Source organism: Chitinophaga tropicalis (genome assembly GCF_009758205.1).
GTDB lineage: Bacteria > Bacteroidota > Bacteroidia > Chitinophagales > Chitinophagaceae > Chitinophaga > Chitinophaga tropicalis.
This window is the reverse complement of sequence record NZ_WRXN01000010.1, coordinates 286,474-293,614: the sequence shown is the minus strand read 5'-3', so window position 1 is coordinate 293,614 and position 7,141 is coordinate 286,474. Positions and strand designations below refer to the sequence as shown.

Annotated in this window: 7 protein-coding genes; 6 read left to right on the top strand and 1 reads right to left on the bottom strand. The window is 41.2% G+C overall.

Going from position 1 to position 7,141, the window contains the following annotated elements; genetic code table 11:
• The first annotated feature begins 504 nt into the window (after positions 1 to 504).
• Complete coding sequence (locus tag GO493_RS21635) at positions 505 to 1,257, top strand: hypothetical protein (protein ID WP_157308319.1); 753 nt, start codon at positions 505 to 507, stop codon at positions 1,255 to 1,257.
• A gap of 705 nt (positions 1,258 to 1,962) precedes the next feature.
• Here the strand turns inward: GO493_RS21635 and GO493_RS21630 are convergent.
• Complete coding sequence (locus tag GO493_RS21630) at positions 1,963 to 3,030, bottom strand: type I restriction endonuclease (protein ID WP_157308318.1); 1,068 nt, start codon at positions 3,028 to 3,030, stop codon at positions 1,963 to 1,965.
• 209 nt (positions 3,031 to 3,239) lie between these two features.
• Here GO493_RS21630 and GO493_RS21625 point away from each other — a divergent pair, with 209 nt between their 5' ends.
• Genes GO493_RS21625 through GO493_RS21605 form a run of 5 tightly spaced genes read left to right on the top strand, consistent with a single transcriptional unit; the run spans position 3,240 to position 7,139 of the window.
• Positions 3,240 to 3,905 (top strand): hypothetical protein, encoded by a 666-nt coding sequence (locus GO493_RS21625; RefSeq protein ID WP_157308317.1) that lies wholly within the window; start codon positions 3,240 to 3,242, stop codon positions 3,903 to 3,905.
• Positions 3,906 to 3,918: 13 nt separating this feature from the next.
• Positions 3,919 to 4,242 carry a hypothetical protein gene (locus tag GO493_RS31140; protein WP_232538926.1) on the top strand — a complete coding sequence of 108 codons (324 nt, stop codon included), beginning with the start codon at positions 3,919 to 3,921 and terminating at the stop codon, positions 4,240 to 4,242.
• An 11-nt stretch (positions 4,243 to 4,253) separates the two neighbouring features.
• On the top strand, positions 4,254 to 5,120 hold the full coding sequence (locus GO493_RS21615; RefSeq protein WP_157308315.1) for an outer membrane protein: 867 nt from the start codon (positions 4,254 to 4,256) through the stop codon (positions 5,118 to 5,120).
• 5 nt (positions 5,121 to 5,125) lie between these two features.
• Complete coding sequence (locus tag GO493_RS21610; protein ID WP_157308314.1) at positions 5,126 to 5,800, top strand: response regulator transcription factor; 675 nt, start codon at positions 5,126 to 5,128, stop codon at positions 5,798 to 5,800.
• Between the two features lie 7 nt (positions 5,801 to 5,807).
• Positions 5,808 to 7,139, top strand: a complete 1,332-nt coding sequence (locus tag GO493_RS21605; protein WP_198315791.1) for a sensor histidine kinase — start codon at positions 5,808 to 5,810, stop codon at positions 7,137 to 7,139.
• Positions 7,140 to 7,141: the final 2 nt, after the last annotated feature.

The window sequence follows — 7,141 nt, the reverse complement described above, 5'->3', positions numbered from 1 at the left end:
AAACTGTTCTAAGGCCTTTTTCTTGAGGCCGTCGTAATCAAATTGATCATTCTTGCTCATAAAAAGAAACTTGTGTTAAAGGTCAGGAAATTATTTTAACCTTTGACACAGTTCATTTTACAGTCTCCTTGATACATTTATATTCAGTTGTGAATGATCTAAGCTACGGAATAATTGAAAGCAAATCACAACCAGCGAGCTGATACCTGCTATCACTATCCGGTTGTGAATGATCTAAGCTACGGAATAATTGAAAGCAAATCACAACTAATAGCACTACGGGATATATCAGCCGTCTGTTGTGAATGATCTAAGCTACGGAATAATTGAAAGCAAATCACAACTCACCTCAATGAGTTTGTTTCTCACTTTAACAGCTATCCAGACGCCAGATACTCTCCCTCTGGATTTTTTTAACATTCGTAGTCTTAGATAATCTTCAAACAAATGTTGAAATATTTTCAGCAAATAATGTTATATTTAGTATAACCAATATATAGCTTCATGGCTACCCAAAATACTCCGTTCCCCTTCATCGGTAAGCTTGGTAACCTCATCGGATATAGACGCAACAAAAAATACTTCCTGCGCAGCATGCCCGAAATAGTTCGGCAAACACGGGCCACCCGCCGCGCTGCCCAACGCTTTGGCATGGCCAGCAAAAAAGGAGCGCTCATTCGCAGCGCTTTCTACGGCAAGCTGGATGTCCGTGCTGACACCAGCCATATCAATCGGCTAACCAAAGCACTTATTCCCTCTGCCGGGAATAACACAAAAAACATAATCGGTTTCCGGTTCAACAAGCATACCGGGACCGATCGGTTCTTTGCCCTGGCGCCCCGGCTTTCCGCAGATGGTATACTACACATCCCCTCGCAAACCTTACCGGCATTTAAAGACATCAACATGCTGGAAGTAAAAGTGATCGCAACCCGTATCAGTTTCGCCACACATCAGGTAGTAAACACGCAGAGCGATGTGCTTATCATAGATAGCAGAAAATCCTTCAGCGGAGCATCATTTTCTGTGGATGTACCGGGCAAAGGAACATTGGTGGTAACACTACAGGTAAGAGGCTTGAAGGATAACCTCCCCTCTGGCAACGGAAGATCCCTGGCCGCCGATATCGTTGCGGTACAACCTCCACAAACCGGACAGGTCTTTCATAAACCTGCATACCTGCAGCATCCCATATCAAACGAGACCTCAAACACAGTATACCCTCACTTCCTGCCATTTGTCATTCAACGGGAATAACCCTCTTGCCTGACAGCTGTATTTTTGGTAAAGAATCCCCTCCTTTGAACTACATAGTTGACAGTCTTCCATCCACAGGCCACCCCTGTGAACATCTTTCTATTGGTACAATGTTCCTTCGCACCCCTGTCGCATACATTTTACCGCTATTACACACCCGGAAATCATCCCCGCATCAACTCCACCTTTAAGCCTATGTTACTATATGGATAGTAGCTATATGCCTGCAAGTATCTTCTTTTTCTCAAAGTCAAAGAACGCTTCGACTCACTTGCTACATTGAGCAAACAGAAAGAGAATCAGGATGATAAGCGCGACCACACGCCTTGTAGACTCATTATTATTCCCGTAAGTTCTTCTGCCACGTACCCAATGCCTTGATACAAATGTACCATCCCTACACATATAGCTTCGTCTGTATCCCATTTGGCCGATTTTTAGGTGAGATATTCAGGTGGGAAATATAAAAGCGATTTTTCTTAATCACATTTACACTCGGACCTGGCAACATAGATTTTATTCCCATTCTCGTTTGTATAATAACAACCTCCTTGCGGCCCCAGACTAAGTGGTTTGCCATTATGGTAACCACATCCTGATCCTGTATCAGAATCTTTGCTACAAGAGAAAAACAAGAGCATAATAGAGGTTAAAAGGTAAATTTTTTTCATGCCTAAATAATTTTACAGTAGTATAAATGAATCTTCACACCCCTTCCGTCCCCACATACTTCATAGCGGCCACCATCAATTGCTCCCCATATTCAAAAATATCATCAACAACTTTGATCTCTATTTTCTCTTCCGCTTCTTTATCAAATAAGGATATGTATTTCTTCTTCCCGTTAAAATGCAACCGGCATAGCGGCTTCCTGTTATTATCATCAAGCAGTATCCCCATATAAGATTGAGTATCTCTGAATACAATCCTGCTTGCACTGATCTTCTGACGGAGCAGGGACCTTACAATATGATACCCTTCCAGCTCTTCTTCAGTTGTAACTATTTTAGCTTCTTCTATGGGGACTTCTATTTCAGTCACTTCCTTTATTTCCTGTTGCTGCTGATTATTCAACGCAGATTTAAGCCGTTCGCTGATGGTGTCATTAACAAATTGATTGTATGAACGTTTAACAAGCCCTTTGAATTGTTCAAGCACTTTTGCTGTGACAACAGATGGGTAGACGATCTTTGCAAAGTAACGGGTGAAATCATCAGAAGGATCGTTGAGCTCCTGGATGAGGATATTCTTTATTTCATTGGTGTATTTCAGCTCACTGGCTGTTGTAATGATTTTGTCAAGGTCAAAGTAGCTTTTGTGAAACTCTTTTAACTTCTCTGCCTGCGTATCTTTAAGATCATCTATATGAAACTCAAAGAATGGCTTTTCATCCATTTTATTAGGCTCTACCAGGTCAGTATAGAATTTATAATGAATACCATTGGTCAGGATACCAAACCTCGCTGCTGTACAATGAAAATACCGGAACAACTGACTGTTATGCGGATCCAGATCGGCCGACCAGTGCTTGCATTCTATCAGGATGGTTGGTTTACCATCTTTAGTGATCGCATAATCTACTTTCTCACCTTTCTTAATGCCAATGTCTGCAATGAATTCAGGAGTTACTTCAAAGGGATTAAATACATCATAGCCCAGACATTGAATAAAAGGCATGATAAAAGCATTTTTCGTAGCTTCTTCTGTCTGTATCTGGTCTTTAAGCTTAGCAACTCTTTCCCCGAGTTGTTTAAGCTGATCTTTGAAATCCATGGGGTGCATTTTATTGTTAACATAAGGGATCTAAACGAGTGCAATATCTTAATATCCTTAGCAATATTTAGTTAACAGGATCAAATACCGGAAAAATCCGGTACTTATAATAGAAATACCCCACTCCCCATTTTTCATTTTTCCTTCATCTTGGTAACCTAGGTTTGTATCGTCAATCAAACGTTATTCACCTACAAAATTGGAAATGTATGAAAAAAGGATTTTTTATTATCGCGGCTATTTCATTAGCAGGTGCTGTATCAGCCCAGGAAGTTTCAACTAAGGCTACGCAATCAGCTGCAGTGCAGAATAAATCAGTGAATGCCAATACATCCGGACAGGCAGCTGCTAAGACAGGAAAAACTGACGCTAATATTACTTCTTCATCCGCTGTTTCTGCTAACTTTGGCAAAGAAAGTAATGCAGCAGTAAGCTCCAAAGGAAAGGCAGTTATTTCTACTGAAAAGGCCACCAATGAGCTGAAAAATAACATAACCAGCCAGGCGGACGCAGCCGTGGAAGGTACTCATAATACTACCACTACTACTGCTACCAGCGTGAATGTTGCAAAAGAAGCCGCTGTAGAAGGTACTCATAATACCGCCGTTACTACTGCTACCAGCGTAAACGTTGCAAAAGAAGCCGCTGTGGAAGGTGCTCACAATACTGCCGCTACCAGTGTAAATGTTACAAAAGAAACAGCCATAGAAGCAAAAAATGGTGTAAAATCAGCTGGCGCAGGTGTGAAAACAACAGGAAAAGTTGTAAGTTCCCATTCTGTAAAAGCAGTTACAGGTGTAACTACAGGTGTTAAGACTATACCAGTGAGAACATCTGCTAAAGTGGGGGCAAATTTAGGAGTTGGAATTAAATAGTTATTAAGAGAATATGGACAAAGGGATTTTATACCGGTATACGGGAATAATAATTATCCTGTTGATCTGTCACCTAAATAGTTGGGGTAGTGTCTCACTACCTCAACATCCCCCATATTCTGTCCCTTTAGATTCAATACCGGTCAAAAAGCCGGCGGAGGTGGAAAAGCAGGACCAGCCTGTAACCGATGCCATACCAGACGTAATCAAAGAGGTACCTAAATCAAAGAAACAAGTAAAGCCGATAGCTGTGCCCCCCGCCGTAATGCCAGTTAAACCACATGTGATCATAAAACCGAAGATCGTGATCAAAAAAATAGGCGTCCGGGTCAATTAATATTAAAGATCATGAAGCAAATATTCTCACTACTTACTATATTATTATTCAGTATTCTTTGCAAAGCGCAGGTGGATAGTGTAGCACAGCAGCAGGATGGTGTGGCGCCTGAAAGATCGACGCTGACCTTTGGCGTTATTTACGCCAATAACGCCAATTACTACGGACAGAAAGCAGAAGAGAAAATGGCCTATATAGCTGCCGCAGCCTCTTACCGCCACAAGTCAGGTATTTACGTTAATGGAGTAGCATACCGGCTGCTCAATGACAGCAATCGTTTAGTATCTGCTTACAGCGCAGGTGCAGGTATAGACTTCAAACTCAGCAAAAGATTATCTGTTGATCTCAGTTATAATTATACTTTTTATCCTAAGCTGTCACCTTTCCTGCAGGCAGCTAATCCGCATATGGCCAGTATAAGTGTAAGTCATCACGGCTGGCTCACCACAAGCCTGGGAGGAGATTATGCTTTCGGAAAGACTAATGACTTCTTCTCTACATTTGGTATCAGCAAACAGATTAACCTGTTTAGTATAAGTGACAAAGATGTGGTTACACTTACTCCTTTATTGGACGTTACAGGAGGAACACAACGTTTTTATAAATATTACGTCACAGAGAAAAACGTAAGAGACAGCATATTAGGACTTTTCTCGCCAATTCTCGGAACACCATCCGGAAGCGGATCAACAACCACTACTAAAACAGTTACAAGCTTTGATATCTTATCATACAACCTGAAGCTGCCACTGGCTTACAACCGCTCCAGCTATATGATAGAACTGGCCTGCCAGCTGTCTCTCCTGGGGCAAAAGGCCCAGTCAGATCCCGGTAAGCTCAATTCATTTTTTACCGCAAGCTTTTATTACCAGCTTTAAGTGATATGAAAGTACTGATCATTGAAGATGAAAGAGGAATGGCTTTGGAAATGGAACATTTCCTCATAAAAGCAGGTTACCTGTGTGATCTTGCCTTTACCGCAAAAAAGGCAGGACAGTTTATGGAAGAAGGCCCTTACGATTTTATCTTACTTGATCTGGGATTGCCGGATAAAGACGGATTATTAGTGTTGGAAGAAGCGAAGCAAACTTGTCCCGAAGCATCATATATCATTTTAACCGCGCGTGGTAAGCTGGAAGACAGGATCAAAGGACTGGACCTTGGCGCAGATGATTATCTGCCTAAACCATTTTCCCTGCTGGAATTACAATCCCGCATGCAGGCTATAAGCAGGAGAAAATCCGGTCTGAAGAACAATATCGTGCCATTGGGCGAGTTTACAGTCAATCTGAATAACAGGACTGTCTTATATGGAAGTATAGATATTGAACTGTCAAAAAAAGAATTTGATCTGTTGGGATATATGCTGCTGAATAAGAACCGCCCGCTTACACGTATGCAGCTTAGTGAACATATCTGGGGAAGCTTTTCAGATGATGATTATGATTCTAACTACATCGATGTACATATAAAGAACATCCGGAAAAAAATGACGGAATATGCACCGGTAGATTGGTTGCAGACTATCAGGGGAGTTGGGTACAAAATAAAAATCTGATACAACTGTGAAGCTTCTGACCAAACTTACACTCACAACAACCTTCTCGAAGGTCGCAATAGTGCTGCTTTTCGTTGTATTGCTGCCATTCCTGATAGACAGGGTAGCTTTCCAGAGTACTAACAAACTGTTAAAACAACAGGCAGAGAAAGTAATAGATAATATCCGGAAGAATGGGATCGACTATTATTTGCAGGGCGATTCTTCTTATGGAAGTTATACACTGCTAAAAGAAGAATATATTTCCCTTGAAAGAAAAAAGAACATCTACACCGCAGATACTATACAAACAAGCCAAAGGATCATTGAAGGCGATACTGTAACATATCGCGTCTTAAATCAGGCTTTTCAATTCAATAACCAGCTGTATGAACTGGAAGTAGGCAGGACAATAGCCTCTATCAGCCAGTATAACAGCCCGCTGCAAAAGATCGCTTTATATGTGTTAGGTATACTGATCATTCTGACCCTACTGATCGATCTTTCCTTTACACGTATCCTGCTTCGCCCATTAAAGACAATTATACAAACTAAAATATTAAACCCCGTTTTCCCTTTCAAAGAATCTCCACCGCCTGTTAATACAACAACAGTAGATTTCCGTTACCTTGACAAGTCCCTCATTGCCTTGATGGACCGGATCAAAGAAGATTTTGACAGAGAGAGAGAATTTACTTCCAACGCTTCTCATGAGCTGATGACGCCTATTGGTATCCTGCAAACCAAGATGGAGAATCTGATGTTATTGAATGATCTTGATGAGATGGTACAGGAAAAGATCATTGAAATGATGAAGACACTGAACCGGTTGAAGAAGATAGTCCATTCTCTTTTATTGATATCAAGAATAGAGAATGATCAATACACCAGGCAGGACAACGTTCAACCGGAAAGAATGATCAGGGATATCATTACAGAACTTGAACATCGGCTGGAAGATAAGAATATCAGGGTGTCAGTTTCTGTAGATACGCAGGCTATATTGAAGCAGATGAATCATGACCTGTTGTTTCAATTGTTCTATAACCTTATCAACAATGCCATCCGTTACAATAAACAGGATGGCAGTATTAGTATAAGTGATAAGGTAACTACCGAAGGATCGTACGCTATCTCAATAACAGATACAGGGATAGGCATTCCTCTCGGAGATATTGACAGGATATTTGATCGCTTCAGGAAAAAGAATAGTCATGAAGCAGAGAGCTATGGCCTTGGACTGGCAATCGTAAAGTGCATCGCTGAATACCATGCTATGAGGCTGGAAGTAGATTCGACTGTTGGAGAAGGCACGACAATGACCGTTATCTTTGTAAGGAATCTGATGACTTTGCAATAACT